This window comes from Lysinibacillus sp. RC79, assembly GCF_041262405.1.
Classification (GTDB): Bacteria; Bacillota; Bacilli; order Bacillales_A; family Planococcaceae; genus Lysinibacillus.
Genome location: NZ_JBGCCD010000032.1, coordinates 18203 through 37577, shown reverse-complemented (window position 1 = coordinate 37577; position 19375 = coordinate 18203). Strand labels below are relative to the sequence as shown.

Below are 19375 nucleotides of genomic sequence, written 5' to 3'. Positions count from 1 at the left end.
TAACGTACAAAGGGAGGCAATTTAGTTTGAAAAAGAGTAGTACATATAATTATGTGTTAGCGGCATTTGGTGCAGCGATTATTGCTGTTCTTGCACAAGTAACGATTCCGCTACCACTTATTCCAATTACAGGACAAACATTAGCAGTAGGCTTAGTCGTAACGATTTTAGGGACAAGAGTTGGTACGTTATCTGTATTGCTTTATATTTTACTTGGTGCAGCTAGTCTTCCGGTATTTAGCGGTATGTCAGGGGGATTGGGTATTTTAGTTGGTCCTACAGGTGGCTATATTGTTGGATTCCTTGTTACGGCAATTATAATGGGCTTATACTTAGATAAATTTGGGCTTACAATTTTCCACGCAATTGTTGCGAACATCATTGGAATGGTTGTGACATTGGCGTTTGGAACGACTTGGTTAAAAATTGTCGGAGATTTAACTTGGACAGCTGCTTTTATGGGTGGTGCGGTACCATTTATCGTTGTAGGTATTGTGAAAGCTGTTCTGGCAGCATGGTTTGGCGTAATTGTTCGCCGTCGCTTAGAACGAGCACATTTAATTTCTTTCAGCGGGTTCCAAACACCCGCTGAACAGAGGAACTCAGTCTAAGAACGCCACGTCCTGTGGCAACGACTGAGTGACCAACATCACGTTGGCCCAAAGCCTCCGGCGGATGTCACGGAATCGGAAAGGAGTTCTAAGGGGATGTTAGCCTAAAATCATCGCATCCATGCGATAACGGCTAACTGACCTGCATCACGCAGGCCTAAGCACAAAGCCGATTCCGGACGCATTGTTTATCTGCGCGAAAGCGTAGCGACAGCGGCAATTATGCCGAGGCATAATTGATTAGAAGCAATAGCATAGGAGGAATTGTTTTGGCAACGTTATGGACAGGTGGAAAAATTTACACGATGGCGCAAGTTGGCGAAACAGTTGAAGCAGTCCTTGTAAAAGAAGGAAAAATTGTGGCGACAGGCTCGGTAGATAGCTTGTCGCCACATGCTACTTCTATTCAACATTTACAAGGGAATGTGATGTATCCAGGCTTTGTCGATAGTCATTTACATATTATTGGCTACGGGGAGAAATTAAAGCATATTGATGTATCGAACGTCAGAAGTAAGGACGAGCTACTGGCAATTATTCGTGAACGGATGCTAGAAGTTCCCACTGATGAATGGATCATCGCGATAGGGCTTAATGAGACACAATTTGAAGTGCCTGTTTTCCCAACATTAGTGGAGCTTGATGCTCTAGGGGAAGCACATTTAATTATTAAGCGCAGTTGCCATCATTTAATTTTGGCTAATTCCAAGGCGCTAGCATTTGCGGGAATAACAAAGGACACACCCTCTCCAGAAGGTGGCGTCATTGATATGGTGGATGGACACCTAACAGGAGTCTTAAAAGATGCAGCATTGTATATGATTGTGAACCATATGCCTCATATTACGCCTGAGTATATTGAGGATGCTCTCGAAAAGGCGGTAATATCCTTGCAATCATATGGCTTAGTGGGTGGTCATTCTGAGGATTTAAGTTATTACGGGCCGCCGCTTCAACCAATACATGCTTTTCGAAAGATTGTTGAGACAAAGCAATCGTTTAAAGTTCATTTATTACAACACCACACGGTATTTGAAGAAGTTGCCAAGATGGAAGAAACATCTTCTCCTTATTTAGAGTTTGGTGCCATGAAGATTTTTGTCGATGGTGCCTTTGGAGGACGTACTGCTGCTCTTCGTGAACCGTACTGTGATGAACCAGGCAATTGCGGTATACTCGTACATTCAACTAAACAATTAGAGGAATATGTTCAACTTGCACGTCAGCATGAACAAACAGTGGCAGTGCATGCCATTGGAGATTTAGCCATTGAAACAATTTTAAAGGTATTTGCCGCCCATCCGCCTCGCGAAGGTCAATTAGATCGTGTTATTCATTGTAGCTTGGTCGATGAAGGTATTTTAGAAAAACTTGCTGCGTTGCCTGTCGCAGTGGATATGCAGCCTCAATTTGTGCAGGGAGAGTATGAGGCAGAACTAGCTAGACTAGGGGAGGAACGAGCAAAAGGCTTGCACCCATTAAAATCGCTGCTAGATCGTGGATTAGTTGTTGCAGGTGGTAGTGATGCCCCGATTGAGGTACCAAATCCCTTACATGGTATATATGCTGCAGTAACAAGACGGAATTTTGGGGAATTTCATAACGGCTACGGTCCAGAGGAGAAAGTTTCACGCTTTGAGGCAGTGCGACTCTATACTGTAGGAGCTGCACAAATAATAGCGCAAGACCATGTTCGAGGTAAGATTGAAAAGGGCTATACAGCAGACTTCACTGTTCTAGAAGAGGATCTTTTTACGATAGCTATCGAAAATATTCCACAAGTAAAAGTCGCTTATACGGTTGTTGATGGCCGTATCGTCTATGAAAAACGCTGTAAAGAATAAACCTTACAGCGTTTTAGCTTGTCGACAACAAATAATGTGTAACAATAAACAAAGGTTGATTTTCACTCCGAGTTGGACGCAATTATGCCGAGGATGGCGAAATAAAATTACCATACAGCATTTTGCAAACAAAGTAGCTTTTTTCGTAGTATTGAAAAAAGGGATATAAAACACCTGTGCAGCCGCTACGCTTTCGTACAACCGGCCCAAGCGACTCGTCGAACTCCCCCAGGAAAGCGCCCAGTCGTAACGTAAATCAACCCTCGCTTTGCCATAGAGTCATTAATAACATCCTAATTTCATTGACATAATATTTTTATAAGAACTTGAAAAAACGCTGTAAAGAATAACCTTTACAGCGTTTTTTCATGCAACAATAATCTTTTAAGAAGTTACCGTCTTTCTGATAAATCTTTCACTTGATGCTCTAGCATTTTCACTCGTGTTGTTAAATCATCAACTTTTTGCTGAAGTGTTTCTTGAGGAGGCAAAGGAGCAGTCGATTTCATTTTTTTAATCGTATTAATCATCACGAAAAATATCGCTAGGAAAATGACAAAAAGTACGGTTGTACTAATAATATCACCAAGATTAAACATTGTTTGTATCATCATTATTAGCCCCCTTTATTTGTATCGATTTTATTATTTACCGAGTTACATACAAAAAAGTTTCAAGAAAATATTTATAGACACCATAAATACAGAAATCTTATCATTTTTTCTCGCATATTATATGGGACAAATTGTATTTCAAGAGCTAAAGATAATTTGAAATAATTGGATTTACATATCATATAGGAAAGAGCTTATAAAAATCGTAAAGATGCTTAAGATAGGGGATACGATAGGTATGACTGGGGTGAGTAAATGCACAAAGCGGGACAAGTAATGCGACAAACCATCTACAATATTTATATGTATCGCATCGATTATATACAGGTTTTCGCCCTGATTAAATTATTTCAGTTTTTATTAATTGTTCCTATGATGGCTATCGTATTTAAGCTAATGCTGCGAGTAACGGGCTATACACATATTACTAGGCAAAATGTTCAAAGTTTTATGGTACATCCCTTTGTCATCGTGATGATTATTTTTTTGATCATGCTTATGTTGCTATTTATTTATTATGAAATGGGCTTTCTTTTTTTAATGGCCTATTATCAACAACGGGGAATTCGCTATCGATATCTACACATATGGCAGCAGCTCAATCGTAAGGTTATTTATTTTTTTAGTATTCAAGTTATTTTTTTAATAATTTATATTGCCCTTTTATTGCCATTAGCTTCATTTATATTTCCACTAACGTTCACTCCAGCAATGTCTATTCCACATTTTTTGACAGATGAAATAATGAGCAGTCGTTCTGGCCGTTTACTTTATGCTGCTGTTGCAATTGTTTTAGTAATAGTGGGGATACGTAGCATTTTGGCGTTGCCGATTTTTACAATCCAGCCCAAAATATCAATATTTCGTTCATTAATACAGAGCTGGCGTTTTTCAAAGCGGGGCTTGTTTGAACTCCTTGGATTATTAGCCATGCTTGTTACAGTTTATATGCTTGTGATGCTTGGAATTACGATTATAAGCACCTTGCCATTGTATATTTTGGAGCGTTTGATACCGAGCGTGGCACTTGTCACAGCGGGGATTACGCTTGCTTTTTTAGAAATGGTCTTCGTGGTGTTATTTAGTTTATTGCAAGCAATGTTTTCACAAGTAATGGTGGCTGTTACCTATAATACATCTGTTTTAGGCAAGTCAAGGTTTACACCGAAATTTAAGAAACGGCGTTATAAGCCATTGTCTTTCATCGTTTTGGTTGTTTTTATCGTATTAAGTGTGATGAATATTATTTCGTTAGAGAAAAGTGTCTATGCACCAGACACCAAAATTATTGCTCATCGTGGCTACACGAAGGGTAATGTGGAAAATACGATCAGTGGTCTTGTCAGTGCAGCAAGTGCAGGTGCAGATCTAATCGAGATCGATATTCAGCAAACAGAAGATGGACAATTCGTTGTATTTCATGATCAAACATTAAGAAGACTAACTGGTAAAAATGGTGTTATCGCCAATATGACGCTCGGAGAATTAAAGACATTAACGATTCATGCTAATGGCTTTAACGACAAAATTTCATCTTTAGATGATTTTATTGAAGTAGCAAAAACTCTAAATGTTTCCTTACTAATTGAATTGAAAGTTCATGGTAAAGAAACGGAAGATATATTGCCCAAGTTAGTAGAAAAACTAAAGGCTTATAAGGTGCTCGATACGTATTATGTGCAATCATCAGATCCACAAATGATGACACAGTTAAAAAAATTGGCGCCGAACTTACGTGTTGGGATTGTCTATACTTTAAATATCGGGCCTATGGATGAAACAGTTGATTTTATTTCCCTTGAGGAATCATGGGTAACAGATCAACTAATTGCAGAGGTGAAGCAACAAAAGATTGATCTGTTTGTCTGGACATTGAATAAAGACCGATCATTACAAGAATTTATTCGGAAAAATGTCAATGGAGTCATTACCGATCTCCCAGATATAGCTTTGGATATACGAAAAAAGCAAAATGAGCGTGAATACTTTTTACAGCGTATACTAAATCTATTGCAATTCATGTTTTAATTTTATGTGATTTAATGCAATTACCTGCGCGAAGCATGGAGAAATACCCGCGAACCGATCCACACAGTTAGAGTGACAGCCGTGATTCTTCATCGTAAAAGAATCACGGCTTTTTTAGGTGAATGAAAAAAATGTTGGAAATGTTGTAACCTTTTTCTTTTATAACCGACTACTACATTGAATTCGTGAAATGAAGGAGATGCTTTTTTATGAAAATGACGAAAGTCGTACCATTTGCCATGTCAGCATTATTAATCGGGGGCGCTGTAGTAGCTCCAACTGCATCAGCAAAAGAAGGAGAAGCGGTTGTGACGAACGCTACTGATAATAATGAACAAAATCCGCAAGTTCAACCTATTTTTATTAAAATAGCTGGAACAATTGAGAACGTTGAAAAACGTGAGGATTCAACATATTACACTGTTAAAGAAGGCGAAAATACAAATGTTTTTGTCGTAAATGACGATACACTAGTTTTCGATAATACTGGTAAAGAAGTTAAACTACAAAAAGGTGATAAAGTAACGGCTTACACGTATGCAAATAAGCCAATGCTAATGATTTATCCACCACAATATAACCCAGAAGTAATTATTGTTGAAACAAAAGAAATGGGAACTGTTGAAGTTGACTTTTTCAATAAAGAACTAGTGAATACTGATAACACGTTAAAGCTAAATGTTGGTAAAGAAACGGAATTACTTAGCCTGTCTGGTAAAAAAGTAAAGGCTGAGGATTTAGCAGAACAACATTTACTAGTGTTCTATACAATTGCAACAATGAGTATCCCAGCACAAACTCCACCTTCAAAAGTTGTCGTTTTAGATACGATTGCACAAGAGCCAGGTGAGGTTGATCCGGGTGAAGTGGATCCATCTAAAGCTGCTGTACAAGAAATTATTAACAATGACTTTTATGAAGTTGAAGATACTAAAATGGTACCACTACGTTTAATTGCCGAAGAGTTAGGCTTTAAAGTAGAATCAACAGGAAAAGGCGCAATTATTTCTAAAGGCGCATTATCTTATACAATTACACGTGGTCAAAAAGAATATGGCTATAATAAAGCACTTCGTCATTTTGAAGTAGCACCAGCTTTATTAGAACCGACAAAAACATATGTACCAGTTGAATTTGTTGAAGAATTAATGAAATAAAATGTTGTTTACCCCCTTCATGGCATTATGCTATGAAGGGGTTTTTTCGTGCTTATTTGGTTGTATTGATTTGGAATTATGAGTGTTTGGAGAAAATCTTAGTTATTCTAAAATAACTAGGGAGTTCCGTTTTATAGCAAAATATAGATTTAAGAAGAAATAAATATTAGAAAATTAGAAAAATTAATATTTTCTGTATTGACTTTTATTGAGTGATTATTTAAAATTCAAAACAAATCCACATAAAAACAGGTGTTTTGATTTGGATTTGTGGATTTTGTTACATTCTATTATTGGTTTGGAGTGATTGCGAATGTCCCTTTCATTTGAGGAACGAAAAAAAGTAATATTAGATATTTTAAATTTAGATGGAAAAGTAAAAGTAAGTGACGCAGAACAAATATTAAACGTCTCAGGTGAGACTATACGTAGAGATATGGACCGATTAGAAAAGGAAGGGCTCCTACACAAAGTCTATGGAGGTGCTGTGAAGGCTAAAGAAAAGTTTGAACAGACATTCGAGCAGAAAACCTCACTCAACAACTTTGAAAAAAGAATAATATGTAAGGCTGCAGCTAATATTGTGGAAGACGGTGACGTTATTTTTATTGGTCATGGTACAACAGCCTATGAAATTGTTCGCTTTTTAAGTGATAAACCAAATGTAATAGTGGTGACGAATTCTCTACCGGTTTTATCATTAGCAGCAGAATGTTTTCAGGGTAAGGTCCTTTTTGCGGGAGGTGAGTTTGAGCAAAGACAAAAATTTATGGGTGGTCCATTAGCTGATTTATTTTTCAATCAATTAAAGGCAAATAAAGCATTTGTAGCTGCTGGGGGAATATCGTTGAATGATGGAATTACAGATTATGATATTAGCGGAGCAGCGATTTCTAAAAAATTAATTGAACGTGCTGAAAATACGATTATTTTAGCGGATCACACAAAATTTGGAGTCTCCGCATTTGCACATATTTGTCATTTGGAAGACGTCTCCATGATAATAACAGATGAAAAAAGTTCTACACAATGGCAAGAAAGATTAACCCAAAAAAAGGTTGAGTTATTAATTGCAAGTGAAATTTTGGAAGACGTCAACGTATAGGAAGGTGGAAAATATGGACTATTTTGCGAATAAACAAGCAACTTTACAAAAATCAATTGACTGGTGGAATCCAGGAAAAACAAAGCAATGGCAAGTGGATGGCGTAGATGTAGTGATTGGAAAAAGAGAAGGCTATTATTTTTACGATGTTGATGGCAAAAAGTTAATGAATGTACATTTAAATGGAGGTACTTATAACTTAGGTCATCGTAATCCTGAAGTGATTGCAGCGCTTATTGAAGGAACAAATTATTTTGATATCGGAAATCATCATTTTCCATCAACAGCTAGAGCGCAATTAGCAGAAAAATTAGCAGTATGTACACCGGAGGGATTAAAATACACCATATTCTCAAGTGGTGGTAGTGAAGCGATTGATGTAGCCTTAAAATGTGCGCGCTATGCAACGAAACGGAAGAAAACGATTTCTATTAAAAATGGTTACCATGGACATTCAGGTTTAGCAGTTTCTCTCGGTAATGAACGCTATTCCAAGCCATTTTTAAGTGAAGGTGACCCAAATGAATTTGTCCATGTTCCGTTCAATGATCTTGCAGCGATGGAACTAGAACTTTCAAAAGGGGATGTTGCTAGTGTTATTATCGAAACAATACCAGCTACCTACGGATTCCCATTACCAAATGCCAATTACTTATCAGGTGTAAAGGCATTATGTGAGCGCTACGGAGCACTTTATATTGCTGATGAAGTGCAGACAGGATTAATGAGAACTGGAAAGCTTTGGGGAATTGAGCATTATGGTGTGAACCCAGATATTTTAGTAACAGCTAAAGGTCTCAGTGGAGGTATTTATCCAATTGCAGCAACTGTTGTTAATGAGCGAGCAGGTGGCTGGATGGTAGAAGATGGACTTGCCCATATTTCTACTTTTGGTGGTGCAGAACTAGGCTGTGTTGTAGCAATGAAGGTACTAGAAATTTCACAGAGACCAGAAGTTGTGAAGAATGTTGATTATGTAGCTCGTTATTTGCGCGTGGGCTTAGAGCGTATTCAGAAACAGTATCCTGATTTCTTTGTTGGAATTCGACAATTGGGAGTTGTCATGGGGCTAGAGTTTAATCATCCAGAAGGGGCAAAACATGTGATGAGTTCCTTGTACAAGCATGGGGTGTGGGCAATTTATTCAATGCTCGATACGCGTGTCCTTCAATTTAAGCCTGGTTTACTATGCGATAAAGCTTACTGTGACGAATTACTTGAAAAATGTGAAGCGGGTATTAAAGAGGCTTCTCAGCTCGTAAAGTTTGCACGCTATTAAATTCATTTTCTAAAAAGGGGGTTTTAGGATGGGACAAATGGATTTCTTAGATTTAGAGACTGTTCTTTCAAACTTCCATCAAGCAGCGAATGATGCATTGAAGGAATTTAGTTGTTTGGTAGAGGCATCTTGTAAAATGATTGACTATTCCGAAAATTCTACGTATTTAGTGGAAGACGTACAGTCTAAAAAGTATATTCTGAGAATAAGTAGGCCAAATTACCACAAAAAGGAGGAAATAGAGGCGGAGATTGCTTGGCTAAACTCGCTACACGAGCAATCTCCAATTGATGTATCATTACCAATTCGAGCAGATGACGGTGACTACGTACATGCTCATAAATATAATGACACAATTTATTATAGCACGTTATTTACATTTTTGGAGGGGAATGCCCCTGATGAAAATAATGAGGAAGATTTAATTCAACAATTTGAAACGTTAGGAACAATTACAGCAATGTTCCATAAGCATACAATTGAGCAGCATGAGCATTATAAAGAATTTAAGCGCATGACGTGGGATTATGACACGATTTTAGGTGAGTCTCCGAAGTGGGGGAAGTGGCAGGATGGGCTTGGCATGATACCATCACGTTTAGCTTTATATGAAGAAGCCTCTCTTGTCATTAAAAACAAGTTAGAGGCATTTGGTAAGAGCAAGATAAGATTTGGGCTGATTCATTCAGATTTACGCTTAGCCAATTTATTAATTTACGGTGACGAAATAAAGGTCATTGATTTCGATGATTGTGGATTTGGGTGGTTTTTATATGATTTAGCGACATCGGTAAGTTTTATTGAACATATGCCCTACCTAGATGATCTTATTGCCTCTTGGATAAAAGGCTATAGCAAAATAAGAGCATTAACGGATGAAGAGATCGATATGATTCCAACATTTATATTAATGAGAAGACTGCAGCTTATCTCTTGGATCGGTAGTCGTGATAATGAAACAACGAGATTACTAGGTGAAAATTATACAATGCAGAGTGATGCCTTAGTGAAGGAGTATTTAGAGAGAAATACAATGCTATAACATCTAACTAAAAGGTGGTGGATGATATGTCTTCTAAAAAAGATGAAATAATTGTATTAAAGAAAGCCCTTACACCAATCCACTTATGGACAATCGGCGTAGGTATTGTTATTTCAGGTAATTATTTTGGTTGGAATTTTGGATTAAGTCAATCTGGTTATTTAGGGATGCTCATTGCTACATTATTTATGGCCATTATGTATTTAACAATGACCTTAGGAATCTCAGAATTATCTACGATGTTACCTTATGCAGGAGGACCTTATTCTTTTGCTAGACGTGCAATGGGGAGATATATCGGGTTTATTACTGGCATTGGTGTTGTGTTACAGTACGTTATTGCAGCGCCTATTATTGCTATCGGAATTGGTGGCTATATTAGCTTTTTATTCCCAACTGTCCCGACAGTAGTTGCTGCTGCATTTATGTATGCATTATTCATGGGTGTCCATATTATCGGTATTAAGGAATATGCGACAATTGAAATGGTGCTCGTCTTTATAGCATTGGGGTTATTAATTTTAATGTATTTCGTTGGTTTACCACAAATTAATGTGGCGCATTTATTTCCTGCAGATGGTGATTTAATACCTGGTGGATTTAAAGGTGTTTGGTCTGCACTCCCATATGCCATGTGGTTATTTTTAGCGATTGAAATGTTACCAATGCTATCTGAGGAGACAAGAAATGTTCAAAAGGACATGCCAAAGGGCTTAATCTCAGGAATGGTAACATTGCTAGTATTGTCAATTTTAACAACGACTGTAGCGATTGGACTAGCTGGTATTGATGTAATGGCGGTAGCTGAAGACCCACTCCCAGCAGCCATTGCCGCAGCATTCGGCAAAACGTATTGGCTAGCACAAATTTTAGCATCAGTTGGGTTAGTCGGTTTAATTGCAAGCTTCTCAGGTGTCATTTTAGCATATTCTCGTCAAGTGTACGCGCTTTCTCGGGCAGGCTATTTACCGAGCATTTTAGCGAAGATGCATAAAAAGCGTCAAACTCCATATATGGCTATAATTTTACCTGGCTTTATTGGCTTAATACTCGTGATATTATTCAATCCAGATGATTTAATTTTAATTTCTACCTTTGGGGCATTAGTTTCCTATATCACGATGAATTTATCGGTGATCATTTTACGAAAAAAAGAGCCAAATCTTCCAAGGGCCTTTAAAACACCATTATATCCATTAACGCCTATTGTGTCGTTAGTGTTGTCCATTATTGCGATTTTCGCCAGTTTCTTTGCGAATTTTACATTTTTTATCGTGTCTCTAGCTGTCTTTGCTGCGGCAAGTATTTATTATTGGGTTTGGGCACGTCATCAAATTAATGAGGATGCGCCGGAAGAACGCTTTGCAAAAGAAGAAATGATCCAACTTGATCAACAAGTCTCAGCTAAACCTATGGAAGCCATAAGAGAATAGAACAAAAGGATGTGTACTTCAATGAATCAAGTAGAATGGATTATTTTTGATAAGGATGGAACCATTATTGAAATGGATTCTTTATGGATATCTTGGGCAAAAAATTTATATCTAAATTTAACTGAAAATTTAGATTTTGAAATTACGTTCTCATTACAGGAGTTTTTAAAAAGTATAGGTGTAAAAGATAATGGTATCTTCATTGATCCAACAAGTCCATTAGCTATTGGAAGTATACAAGAAGCTGAAACAATTGTAGCTTATTTACTCTATCAGCAAGATATTCCTTGGAGTAAGGGCGTGACATTAGCGAGAGCTGCGGCAAGTTTAACAAATACCAAGAACATGTAACCGTAAAAGAACTACCTGGAATTAGACAGTTCTTAACGACCATAAAAAATAACGGCATTAAAATGGGTGTTATCACTGCGGATCTAACTGTTCGTGCTGAGGCACATTTAAGGCAGCTAGATATTTTATCACTATTTGAATTTGTAATTGGAAGTGATCAAGCCACTTATAGCAAGCCTTTTCCAGATTTAGCAAATGTGGCAAAGGAACGATATCATGTGCCACTTGAACGGACTGTAATGATTGGTGATTCCAATGCAGATATGCTCTTTGCGAAAAATGCAGGTATGCAATTTTCCATCGGCATAATACCAAAGGAAATTTACCCAAAAGATTATTTACCAGATGCTACGAAAATTATTGAATTCTATGATGAATCATTAGTATCGATGTTTGTAAAAAAGGAGTGAACTTATGGACAACCAACTAATTGCCAAAATTACTGAATTAGTCTTGGAGAAAATTTCACAAGCATCTCAATCTGATACGAGTTATCAAGAGTTATCACAGGGAGAGCTAAAGGAATGGCAGTCCTTTCATCTAATTAATCAGGGCGGGAATCTATCTCAACATACATCGGTAACTGCTGGTGGATACGAAGCTTTATCTGCACAGGAACTGGAAAATTGGGACTGCCTTCAAAAAACATTTTCGAAAACAACTCAAACGAACGACTTAATCACCCTAAAAAACTTTTCTTGATGGGAGGAAGGTCGGATGATAAAGGATCAAGATTTACTATCAATACAAGAGGCTAGAGATGCTGTCAAAGAGGCTTCCATTGCTCAAAAAAAGTTTGCCAGCTTTTCACAAGAGCAAGTTGATAGAATTATAGAGTCGATTGCGAAGGATGCAAATGAACAAGCAGAAAACCTTGCAATTTTAGCAGTCACAGAAACCCAAATGGGCGTTATTGAACATAAGAAAATAAAAAATGAGCTCGCTTCTAAAGGTGTTTATGAATCGATTCGCTATGAACGAACGGTTGGCATTGTTTACGAGGATGCTACTGCTCAGCAAGTGGAAATTGCCTATCCATTTGGGGTCATTGCTGCCGTGTCGCCTGTTACAAATCCCACAGCTACAGCGATTTATAAAACGCTTATTGCCATGAAGGCTCAAAATGCGATTGTCTTTAGTCCTCATCCAACAGCAGTCAACTGTACAATAGAAGCATTAAAAATATGTAATGAGGCAGCTATTCGTGCCGGTGCACCCGAAGGACTTATCCAATGGATTGCCCATCCAACGATAAAGGGTACAGAGGCGTTAATGCAGCATAAAGATGTTCAGCTTATTCTAGCAACAGGAGGGGCAGGTCTTGTGAAGGCAGCCTACAGTTCAGGGAAGCCAGCTTACGGCGTTGGACCAGGGAATGTCCCAGCTTACATTGATCGTACTGCAAATGTAGCACGCGCTGTACAGCAAATAATCGATAGTAAATCGTTTGATAATAGCACAATTTGTGCAACTGAACAGGCAATTGTTGTACATCAGGATGTGAAGGATCAAGTAATAGCAGGCTTAGCTGAAAATGGGGCAGTATTACTTAGAGACGAAGATAAGGAAAAATTAGAGAAAATTATTTCTCCTGTATCACGTACACTCAATAGCAAGATTGTCGGCAAGCCAGCTACGCTCATAGCAAGAATGGCGAATGTTGAAGTGGCATCTCATACTAGAGTCCTTGTAGCAGAGGAGCATCAGATTGGTAAAGACTTTCCGTTTTCAATCGAGAAGCTATCACCTATTCTAGGCTTATATACTGCAAATTCTCATGATGAGGCAGTAACGATTTGTAGGAAATTATTAGATGTCGGTGGAAGAGGACATAGCCTCGCCATACATGCTCAGGACGAACAACTTGTCAAAGAGTTTGCTACACAAATGCCAGTGTCTAGAATTTTAGTAAATACGTTAGCATCTGTTGGCGCTGCTGGAGGTACAACAAGCTTAACGCCTGCCTTTACATTAGGCTGCGGTGCCTATGGAGGAAATATTACAAGTGATAATATTTCAGCGCGACATTTGATCAATATAAAACGTGTCGCTTATGGAATCAGGGAATTGACCATTCCTAAGCCACGTCATCCCAAAAATGTACAAGAAACATTTGCTTCGGATCACGTGAATGAAGAAGCGCAAATTGATAAAGCAATGATTCAAAGAATAGTACAAGAAATTGTCACTAAATTAAGTGTCTAGAGGAGGACTTTCAGATGAGTGTAGAAATTAATGGAGCATTAGGAATGATCGAGACAAGAGGGTTAATTGGATCCATTGAGGCAGCAGATGCTATGGTCAAAGCTGCAAACGTTAATATTGTAGGAAAGGTACATGTTGGCGGTGGAATTGTAACAGTTTTAGTAACGGGTGATGTTGGGGCGGTAAAGGCTGCTACAGAAGCAGGTACTGAAGCTGCTCGTCGAGTAGGTGAATTATTATCCGTGCATGTTATCCCACGTCCACATTCAGAACTATTAGCGATTTTACCTAAATAAGAATTGGAGGTGTTTTGATGCCAAATAATCAAACACTTGGATCCAATTCTAAAAGCATATTAGCTGACACCATTCCCATCGCAGTTTCAGCTAGTCACAGTCATTTAAGTGAAGAGGATTTCTATCATTTATTTGGCGAAAACAGCAAGTTAATAAAATGGAAGGATCTTTCACAGCCTGGTCAATTTGCTGCGCAAAAAGTACTTACCATTAAAGGTCCCAGAGGGCAAATTGACAATGTTCGAATATTAGGGCCGTTTCGCAATGACACACAAATAGAGATTAGCCAAACAGATGCAGTAAAACTTGGTGTTTCCCCACCTATTCGAATGTCAGGAGATCTAAAGAATTCTTCACCGATAACATTGATAGGTCCACATGGAATACTGCATAAAAAGCATGGGCTTATCATTGCACAGGCACATATTCATATGTCCGAAACTGAGGCTGCTTTATTAAATGTGAAGGATCAAGAAATCGTAAAAGTTGAAATTATTAGTGAGGTACGTCAAATACAAATGATGAATGTGGTCGTACGGGTATCACCAAATTTCATGCTAGAAATGCATATCGATACAGATGAGGCAAATGCAGCAGCTATCGCTACTAATCAACACGGAAAACTTAAAAAATGAGGTGATACGTATGGAAGTGCAAGCGTTACGTCGGCTCATTCAAGAAGTGGTGTCTACCATTGTGAATACGAAGAAAAAAAGAGTATTGATTGTTCATCCCCATACAGCAATCTCGAATAAACAAGTAGAAACATTAAAAAATTATTTCCAAGTAGTAGAGTGGCAAACGGAGGCATTTGCGACGAACTCATCCCAAATGGTTTACGATGCCAAAGTATTTCTTGAAGTTGATCAGACTTTCATTGTCAGCAGTGCGCAAGGATTACCCAATTCCCCGGCATCCTTGTTCCTGACTGAATTACTGTTGAAAGATGAGCCAGCTCTATTAGTTCCCGATGAAAAAATGTCATTAATGTTAACGACGAAAGAACCAAATGCATACATGAAAATGCTTAGGCAGCATATGGAAAGCTTAAAAAATTACGGCTGTGAATTTCAGTTATTTTCACAGCTTATGCCTTATTTAAATGATAGAGATTCATCTGATTTCGATATGAAAGAAGGTTTTATTACAGAAGAAATGATTAGGTCGTATCAAGGGCAACAGCTCAAAATACCGATGCATTCTAAACTTACACCACTTGCACAAGATGTGATCCAAGAAAAAGGCATTATAATTCAACGAAAATAGCAGGGGTGTTGTTACATGACAAAATCGATTGGCATTGTGGAAACAAGAGGTCTTGCCATTTCTATTCAAATAGCAGATGCCATGTTAAAAGCCGCAGATATTAGATTGCTCCGACAAGAAACAATCGATTTAGCACTTGTAACAATTGCAATTGAAGGTGATACAGAGGCAATTCGGGAAGCTATTAAGATTGGTACAAAATTGGCCAAAGAAGCTAACCAATGGATTGCCTCTACTACTATTTTACGTCCAGATGTTACTGTCAACGGTCTAGTAATTGAAGTTGCTAAAAAGCCAATGTAAGAGCAATAAAAAATCTTAAAGGGTGGAGATTTATTTGAAAGTAGATTTAGCTAGCAAAGTTGTTATTGTTACTGGTGGAAGCAAAGGAATAGGTAAAGGAATTGCAACAGTTTTTGCTAAACAAGGTGCTCAAGTCGTTATTGCCGCAAGAGGCCTAGAACTTGCAACAAAATTAGCTACAGAGCTACAAGTGCAAGGCTACTCTGCTTCTGCAATCGAAGTTGATGTGGAAAGCTATGAATCTGTTGAAAATATGGCGCGAGAGGTTTCTAGAACATATGGAGCAATCGATATATTATGCTCTAATGCTGGGATTTTCCCATCAGTTAAGCTGGAGGATATGACGACAAAAAACTGGGATCAAGTGTTAAATATCAATGCGAGGGGAACGATGTTTGCTGTGAAGGCATGTGTTCCTTATTTAAAGCAGGCAGATTTCGGTAGAATCATTATTACTTCTTCGATTACAGGCCCTGTTACAGGCTATGCTGGATGGACTCATTATGCAGCAAGTAAGGCAGCCCAGCTAGGATTTATGCGTACCGCGGCACTTGAATTAGCACAATATAACATTACAGTAAATGCAGTGCTGCCAGGAAATATTGCAACAGAAGGCTTAGATGGTCTTGGTGAAGAGTATTTAAAGAAGATGGTAAAGTCTATCCCGTTGGGTGGTCTTGGAAGTGTGGAAGATATTGCGTATGCGGCCTTATTTCTCAGTAGTAAAGAAGCAGGCTTCATCACAGGACAATCCATTATCATTGATGGCGGACAAACATTACCAGAAGATGCTGAAGCATTTTAACTTCTTTCCATGCGATAGGCTAACTTGACTTACATCATGTTGTTGCCGCTGGCGCTATGTTTTTCGCGCAGATAAAACACATTGCTGCCGCTACGTTAGCACTACGCTATCGCACAAAAAAACATCTGCAGGCTTAAGCACAAAGCTGATTTTGGACGCAATTATGCCGAGATATAATTGATTGAGTAGGAGGACAATGAGATGAATAATTTAGGCGCATTAGGAATGATTGAAACAAAAGGACTGGTTGGTTCCATCGAAGCAGCAGATGCAATGGTGAAAGCTGCAAATGTCAATATCGTAGGCAAGGTGCATGTTGGTGGCGGTATTGTCACTGTACTCGTTCGTGGTGATGTGGGTGCTGTTAAAGCCGCTACTGACGCAGGTGCTGCAGCTGCACAACGTGTGGGAGAGCTTTTATCTGTCCACGTTATTCCACGTCCACATGCAGAATTAGAAGCTATTTTACAACTGCCATAATAGTGAGGTGGATTTATGAATCAACAAGCAATAGTGCAAATCGTCGATGAGGTTTTTGCTGAATTATTTCAAACGAAGCAGGCAGTTCCACTTTTGCAAAATGAAATTCCTATTGGGATATCAGCAAGACATATTCACTTACAACAGGAGCATGTGGAGCACCTCTTTGGCAAGGGGGCACAATTGACCGTTCAAAAAATGCTTTCTCAGCCAGATCAATTTGCAGCAAATGAAACACTCATTGTTGTTGGCCCAAAAGGTAGCATTGCGAATGTGCGTGTTTTAGGCCCTGCTCGAACTTTAACACAAGTCGAGGTAAGCAATACAGATGCCATTTCATTAGGGGTTCATCCACCGATACGAGAATCAGGAAATATTGCAGATTCAGCTAGCTGTACACTAGTTGGTCCAAATGGAAGCTTGTTTTTACAAGAGGGAGTCATTATTGCCCAAGCCCATATTCATATGTCGCCAATAGATGCGAAAAACTTCCATGTTAGTGATGGACAATACGTAGCCGTCAAAATTCACGGTATCCGTCCAGTGACTTTTGATCACGTTAAAGTCCGTGTTGCAGATCGTTATCGATTAGAGATGCATATTGATACGGATGAGGGGAATGCGGGCTTTATCAAAACGGGTGTAACAGGAACGTTATTAAAGGAAGATTTAAGCGACATTCCTAAAAGTCCCTCCTCAACCGACACCATCGAAATCAACGAAAAGATTATTACTGAAAATGACCTTATAGGGTGTGAAGGGCAAACTATAATTGTTCCGCAATTTGCGAGATTTACCGCATTCGCCATGGACACGATAACGAATTTAAAGATTGGAATACAGTATAGATATGAAGGATGATGATGCATGCGTATAGGTACAGTTGTAGGGAATATATGGGCAACTCGTAAAGAGGAGGGGCTACAGGGTCTGAAATTACTCATCATTCAACCGAAAACAAAAAATGGACAGCTAGGAGACGAGCAAATCGTTGCGGCAGATCGAATTGGTGCAGGTGTCGGAGATGATGTTATTTTAACGATGGGAAGTGCCGCTGTTCGAAGCTTTTCAAAAGAAATAGTTTGTCCAATTGATGCCATTATTGTTGGCATTATTGACGCAACAGAGGAATCGTGAGGTGAAAACTATGAAAGAAGCCATTGGAATGATTGAAACCTACGGCATGGTGGGCTCCGTTGAAGCGGCAGATGCTATGCTCAAAGCTTCAAATGTCCAATTAGTCAAACATGAATTCGTAGATGGAGGAATTGTCACAGTTATTGTTGAAGGAGATGTTGGGGCAGTGCAGGCTGCTGTTGATTCTGGTAAAGAAGCAGCGGCACGCGTTGGTAAGGTTTTAAGTGCACATGTCATCCCACGAGCGGCAGATGAGGTTTTCGCAACTATTATTCACCAAAAACAAAAAGTGACAAAAGTAAGACCGACTAAATCGACAGCCCGTAATAAAACACAATTAAAAGAAACGAACACTAACCCTTTAAGCGATGCCCAAACTGAAATATAGCATAGTTCCTGTATCTAGATAGCACGGGGTCATTTTCGTTAGGAGTGATGAAAATGAGATTTAAAAGACCAAAGATTGCGATTATTGGTGCTGGTCATACTGGAGCCACCATAGCTTTAATGGTCGCTCAAAAAGAAATCGGAGATATTGTACTAGTCGATATTCCAGACTTAGAAATGCCAGCTAAGGGGAAAGCGCTAGATATTTTGCAAACAAGTCCTATTGAAAAATTTAATGTTCACATTATAGGAACAGCAAACTATCAAGAAATTGAGCATGCAGATATTGTTGTCATTACAGCAGGAATTGCTAGAAAACCTGGAATGACGAGAGAGGATCTTATTCAAACAAATGCCTCCATTATTCGCTCCGTCAGTGAGCATGTGAAGTGTTATGCACCAAACAGCTACGTAATCGTATTAAGTAATCCTGTCGATGCCATGACCTATGTTTGTCTAGAAACGACGGGATTTTCAAAAAATCGTGTAATGGGCCAATCAGGAATTTTAGATACAGCTCGTTTTAATACATTTATTGCAGAGGCTCTTCATTTATCAGTTGAGGATGTTACTAGTTTCGTTTTAGGTGGACATGGTGATGAAATGGTGCCACTTGTGAGCTATACGTATATCGGTGGAATCCCACTAGAAAAAATGTTATCGAAAGCTCAAATTGAACAATTAGTGGAACGAACGCGCAAAGGTGGAGGGGAGATTGTTGAGCTTCTTGGTAATGGTAGCGCTTATTTTGCCCCAGCAGCATCAATTGTCAAGATGATTGAAGCCATTGTGAAAGATAAACGAAGAGTTATGCCAGTCATTGCTTATTTGCAGGGGGATTATCATGTTCATAACGCTTGTATCGGTGTACCTGTAGTTCTTGGTGGAAATGGTATTGAAAGTGTGATTGAATTGCATTTAAACGAAGCGGAGCAAAAAGCATTTGCCAATTCGGTTCATGCTGTTTATCGTACATTAGAATATATTAAGTGATTAATTACTACCATCTAATCTAGAATAAGTATTAGATGG

At 38.6% G+C, this 19375-nt stretch carries 23 protein-coding genes; 22 read left to right on the top strand and 1 reads right to left on the bottom strand.

All coding sequences use genetic code 11. The features are described from left to right. Positions 1 to 26 precede the first annotated feature (26 nt). Entirely contained in the window at positions 27 to 611 is a 585-nt protein-coding gene (locus ABH968_RS22325) for a biotin transporter BioY (RefSeq protein WP_370047566.1), read from the top strand. 269 nt (positions 612 to 880) lie between these two features. Beyond that, on the top strand, positions 881 to 2455 hold the full coding sequence (locus ABH968_RS22320) for an amidohydrolase (protein WP_370047564.1): 1575 nt from the start codon (positions 881 to 883) through the stop codon (positions 2453 to 2455). A gap of 392 nt (positions 2456 to 2847) precedes the next feature. Here ABH968_RS22320 and ABH968_RS22315 read toward each other — a convergent pair whose 3' ends face one another. Then, positions 2848 to 3069: a coiled-coil domain-containing protein gene (locus ABH968_RS22315; protein WP_370047563.1), complete on the bottom strand. Its 222-nt coding sequence runs from the start codon at positions 3067 to 3069 to the stop codon at positions 2848 to 2850. Positions 3070 to 3324: 255 nt separating this feature from the next. Between ABH968_RS22315 and ABH968_RS22310 the strand changes: the two genes are divergently transcribed. The 20 genes from ABH968_RS22310 to mdh all read left to right on the top strand — a co-directional run bounded on the left by ABH968_RS22310 (position 3325) and on the right by mdh (position 19336). Next, positions 3325 to 5097, top strand: a complete 1773-nt coding sequence (locus ABH968_RS22310) for a glycerophosphoryl diester phosphodiesterase membrane domain-containing protein (protein WP_370047561.1) — start codon at positions 3325 to 3327, stop codon at positions 5095 to 5097. Between the two features lie 209 nt (positions 5098 to 5306). Continuing rightward, positions 5307 to 6254 (top strand): stalk domain-containing protein, encoded by a 948-nt coding sequence (locus ABH968_RS22305; protein WP_370047559.1) that lies wholly within the window; start codon positions 5307 to 5309, stop codon positions 6252 to 6254. A 313-nt stretch (positions 6255 to 6567) separates the two neighbouring features. Further along, on the top strand, positions 6568 to 7359 hold the full coding sequence (locus ABH968_RS22300; RefSeq protein ID WP_370047557.1) for a DeoR/GlpR family DNA-binding transcription regulator: 792 nt from the start codon (positions 6568 to 6570) through the stop codon (positions 7357 to 7359). 13 nt (positions 7360 to 7372) lie between these two features. After that, on the top strand, positions 7373 to 8638 hold the full coding sequence (locus ABH968_RS22295) for a class-III pyridoxal-phosphate-dependent aminotransferase (RefSeq protein WP_370047556.1): 1266 nt from the start codon (positions 7373 to 7375) through the stop codon (positions 8636 to 8638). Positions 8639 to 8666: 28 nt separating this feature from the next. Beyond that, a complete protein-coding gene (locus tag ABH968_RS22290) occupies positions 8667 to 9680 on the top strand; it encodes a phosphotransferase enzyme family protein (RefSeq protein ID WP_370047554.1) in 1014 nt (337 codons plus the stop codon). Positions 9681 to 9706: 26 nt separating this feature from the next. Next, positions 9707 to 11113, top strand: a complete 1407-nt coding sequence (gene eat, locus ABH968_RS22285) for an ethanolamine permease (protein WP_370047552.1) — start codon at positions 9707 to 9709, stop codon at positions 11111 to 11113. A 21-nt stretch (positions 11114 to 11134) separates the two neighbouring features. After that, positions 11135 to 11464 (top strand): hypothetical protein, encoded by a 330-nt coding sequence (locus ABH968_RS22280; RefSeq protein WP_370047551.1) that lies wholly within the window; start codon positions 11135 to 11137, stop codon positions 11462 to 11464. Next, complete coding sequence (locus ABH968_RS22275) at positions 11419 to 11874, top strand: HAD family hydrolase (RefSeq protein WP_370047609.1); 456 nt, start codon at positions 11419 to 11421, stop codon at positions 11872 to 11874. Before ABH968_RS22280 ends, ABH968_RS22275 begins: the two co-directional genes overlap by 46 nt. A 4-nt stretch (positions 11875 to 11878) precedes the next feature. Beyond that, positions 11879 to 12166 carry a hypothetical protein gene (locus ABH968_RS22270; RefSeq protein WP_370047549.1) on the top strand — a complete coding sequence of 96 codons (288 nt, stop codon included), beginning with the start codon at positions 11879 to 11881 and terminating at the stop codon, positions 12164 to 12166. 15 nt (positions 12167 to 12181) lie between these two features. Continuing rightward, positions 12182 to 13669 (top strand): aldehyde dehydrogenase family protein, encoded by a 1488-nt coding sequence (locus ABH968_RS22265; protein ID WP_370047547.1) that lies wholly within the window; start codon positions 12182 to 12184, stop codon positions 13667 to 13669. A 14-nt stretch (positions 13670 to 13683) separates the two neighbouring features. After that, positions 13684 to 13965, top strand: a complete 282-nt coding sequence (locus ABH968_RS22260; RefSeq protein WP_370047545.1) for a BMC domain-containing protein — start codon at positions 13684 to 13686, stop codon at positions 13963 to 13965. 17 nt (positions 13966 to 13982) lie between these two features. After that, positions 13983 to 14600, top strand: coding sequence for a phosphate propanoyltransferase (pduL, locus tag ABH968_RS22255; RefSeq protein ID WP_370047543.1), 618 nt, complete (start codon positions 13983 to 13985; stop codon positions 14598 to 14600). Positions 14601 to 14610: 10 nt separating this feature from the next. After that, complete coding sequence (locus tag ABH968_RS22250; RefSeq protein ID WP_370047541.1) at positions 14611 to 15231, top strand: hypothetical protein; 621 nt, start codon at positions 14611 to 14613, stop codon at positions 15229 to 15231. Between the two features lie 15 nt (positions 15232 to 15246). Then, complete coding sequence (locus ABH968_RS22245; RefSeq protein WP_370047540.1) at positions 15247 to 15534, top strand: BMC domain-containing protein; 288 nt, start codon at positions 15247 to 15249, stop codon at positions 15532 to 15534. A gap of 34 nt (positions 15535 to 15568) precedes the next feature. Beyond that, entirely contained in the window at positions 15569 to 16339 is a 771-nt protein-coding gene (gene fabG, locus ABH968_RS22240) for a 3-oxoacyl-ACP reductase FabG (protein WP_370047538.1), read from the top strand. Positions 16340 to 16540: 201 nt separating this feature from the next. Then, a complete protein-coding gene (locus ABH968_RS22235; protein WP_370047537.1) occupies positions 16541 to 16819 on the top strand; it encodes a BMC domain-containing protein in 279 nt (92 codons plus the stop codon). 15 nt (positions 16820 to 16834) lie between these two features. Beyond that, on the top strand, positions 16835 to 17680 hold the full coding sequence (gene pduL / locus ABH968_RS22230) for a phosphate propanoyltransferase (protein WP_370047535.1): 846 nt from the start codon (positions 16835 to 16837) through the stop codon (positions 17678 to 17680). Between the two features lie 6 nt (positions 17681 to 17686). Next, entirely contained in the window at positions 17687 to 17956 is a 270-nt protein-coding gene (locus ABH968_RS22225) for a EutN/CcmL family microcompartment protein (protein ID WP_370047533.1), read from the top strand. A gap of 10 nt (positions 17957 to 17966) precedes the next feature. Then, positions 17967 to 18344 carry a BMC domain-containing protein gene (locus ABH968_RS22220; protein WP_370047531.1) on the top strand — a complete coding sequence of 126 codons (378 nt, stop codon included), beginning with the start codon at positions 17967 to 17969 and terminating at the stop codon, positions 18342 to 18344. Positions 18345 to 18397: 53 nt separating this feature from the next. Continuing rightward, a complete protein-coding gene (gene mdh, locus ABH968_RS22215) occupies positions 18398 to 19336 on the top strand; it encodes a malate dehydrogenase (protein WP_370047529.1) in 939 nt (312 codons plus the stop codon). Positions 19337 to 19375: the final 39 nt, after the last annotated feature.

Coding starts and splice junctions, on each gene's coding strand:
- ABH968_RS22315 (WP_370047563.1), bottom strand. CDS start 3,069: ATGATGATACAAACAATGTTTAATCTTGGTGATATTATTAGTACAACC.
- ABH968_RS22310 (WP_370047561.1), top strand. CDS start 3,325: ATGCACAAAGCGGGACAAGTAATGCGACAAACCATCTACAATATTTAT.
- ABH968_RS22305 (WP_370047559.1), top strand. CDS start 5,307: ATGAAAATGACGAAAGTCGTACCATTTGCCATGTCAGCATTATTAATC.
- ABH968_RS22300 (WP_370047557.1), top strand. CDS start 6,568: ATGTCCCTTTCATTTGAGGAACGAAAAAAAGTAATATTAGATATTTTA.
- ABH968_RS22295 (WP_370047556.1), top strand. CDS start 7,373: ATGGACTATTTTGCGAATAAACAAGCAACTTTACAAAAATCAATTGAC.
- ABH968_RS22290 (WP_370047554.1), top strand. CDS start 8,667: ATGGGACAAATGGATTTCTTAGATTTAGAGACTGTTCTTTCAAACTTC.
- eat (WP_370047552.1), top strand. CDS start 9,707: ATGTCTTCTAAAAAAGATGAAATAATTGTATTAAAGAAAGCCCTTACA.
- ABH968_RS22280 (WP_370047551.1), top strand. CDS start 11,135: ATGAATCAAGTAGAATGGATTATTTTTGATAAGGATGGAACCATTATT.
- ABH968_RS22270 (WP_370047549.1), top strand. CDS start 11,879: ATGGACAACCAACTAATTGCCAAAATTACTGAATTAGTCTTGGAGAAA.
- ABH968_RS22265 (WP_370047547.1), top strand. CDS start 12,182: ATGATAAAGGATCAAGATTTACTATCAATACAAGAGGCTAGAGATGCT.
- ABH968_RS22260 (WP_370047545.1), top strand. CDS start 13,684: ATGAGTGTAGAAATTAATGGAGCATTAGGAATGATCGAGACAAGAGGG.
- pduL (WP_370047543.1), top strand. CDS start 13,983: ATGCCAAATAATCAAACACTTGGATCCAATTCTAAAAGCATATTAGCT.
- ABH968_RS22250 (WP_370047541.1), top strand. CDS start 14,611: ATGGAAGTGCAAGCGTTACGTCGGCTCATTCAAGAAGTGGTGTCTACC.
- ABH968_RS22245 (WP_370047540.1), top strand. CDS start 15,247: ATGACAAAATCGATTGGCATTGTGGAAACAAGAGGTCTTGCCATTTCT.
- ABH968_RS22235 (WP_370047537.1), top strand. CDS start 16,541: ATGAATAATTTAGGCGCATTAGGAATGATTGAAACAAAAGGACTGGTT.
- pduL (WP_370047535.1), top strand. CDS start 16,835: ATGAATCAACAAGCAATAGTGCAAATCGTCGATGAGGTTTTTGCTGAA.
- ABH968_RS22225 (WP_370047533.1), top strand. CDS start 17,687: ATGCGTATAGGTACAGTTGTAGGGAATATATGGGCAACTCGTAAAGAG.
- ABH968_RS22220 (WP_370047531.1), top strand. CDS start 17,967: ATGAAAGAAGCCATTGGAATGATTGAAACCTACGGCATGGTGGGCTCC.
- mdh (WP_370047529.1), top strand. CDS start 18,398: ATGAGATTTAAAAGACCAAAGATTGCGATTATTGGTGCTGGTCATACT.